At 59.0% G+C, this 1,255-nt stretch carries 1 protein-coding gene; it reads left to right on the top strand.

Features of this window, described 5'->3' with window-relative positions:
* Positions 1–187: 187 nt before the first annotated feature.
* Positions 188–1,255 (top strand): hypothetical protein (locus ACRCYW_RS02695; RefSeq protein WP_438548650.1); only part of this gene is annotated, 1,068 nt, incomplete at its 3' end.

Below are 1,255 nucleotides of genomic sequence, written 5' to 3'. Positions count from 1 at the left end.
ACGCCACATGTGGCAGCATGACCCTTCCGCTGCAGACACTGCAGTGCCACACCTGCCACCCCTCCAACTTGCACCTCCACCGACTCCTTTAGAAGTCAAAGCCTTCCGCCCTGCGGACCGTGACTCCATCAATACTGGTGTCCTCGCCCCCGACGGCTCTCGCTTGCCCCCTCCATATGACATGCACGTGGATGACAACTTCTATGCGGATGTCTTCAAGTATATCCTTTTCACCATCTACATCAGCGCTGCTGCCCTCTTTGCCCTTCTCGGCCTCCCCACCAACCCCTTGGTGCCCTCTCCCCTCAGCATGGATAAGTTTGAGGCCTTCTACAGCCACCAACGCAAGCTTGTTGGTCGACATTTCGACTCCCGGTCTCTGTCTGTGGGGATGCTCCCCCACAAGCGCGACCAACTCCTTGAGCTCCTTCGCCGCTGGGTGGCCCTCAGCTCCTTTGATCTGCCTGCGCTTGCCCACCTCCTTGGTGTCCTGGAAAACCACACTAAATTTGCCCGGTGGGCCCGATGCTGGTATTTCGCCCTCCAGAACCACTCACGCCGCATCTTGCACGCTTGGTACCACATTGTGGAGCGCCGCTACACCCGCGAGGCCCGAGAGGTCATCCTCATCCGCCAGCTCCCTGTCTCCCTTCTCCACCGCCTCTCATCCCTGATTGCCCGTGACAAGGCACGGCTTCTTTGGTCCACCCGCCAACGGTTCTCAGTGGATGCTACTTTCTCTGAGGCCTTACACCACCTCCTCGCATATGTGGAGTCCTCCAGTTCCCCTTGGGAGACCCCCCTTGGCATGATCATCCCCCGTGACCCCCATTTCTGGTCTCGCGGCGATGCCAGCCTCCTTGGTGGCGGCGCCTTCTGCCCCGGCCTCCGATTCTGGTTTGACATCTCCTGGAGCCCCACCATCCTCCATGGTGTCCGTTCCATTAAACCCGGCTCCCCAGGGTTTGTCCACATCAACTCCCTGGAGTTCATCATCCTCATCCTCCAGCTCGCGGCCATCCACACCAGGCTGTCCACATCGTCCCACCTGGAGGCCCTTACCTTCTTCCCTTCAGGGGTACCGGACATCCCGGTTTGGCGTGGTGAAACAGACAACACTGTCTCCATGTCTTGGGAAAACAGAGCTACAGCCCGCACATCCCAAAACCAAGCACTTGTCTCTGTCTACTCTGAACTCCTGCGGACATCCCTTGTCCACACCCAGTGCACTCACTTGGCCGGTGTCCTCAACACT

This window comes from Aeromonas sp., assembly GCF_051657805.1.
Taxonomy (GTDB): Bacteria; Pseudomonadota; Gammaproteobacteria; order Enterobacterales; family Aeromonadaceae; genus Aeromonas.
Note: the sequence above shows the minus strand (reverse complement) of the source record. Positions and strands in the feature narration are given on the sequence as shown.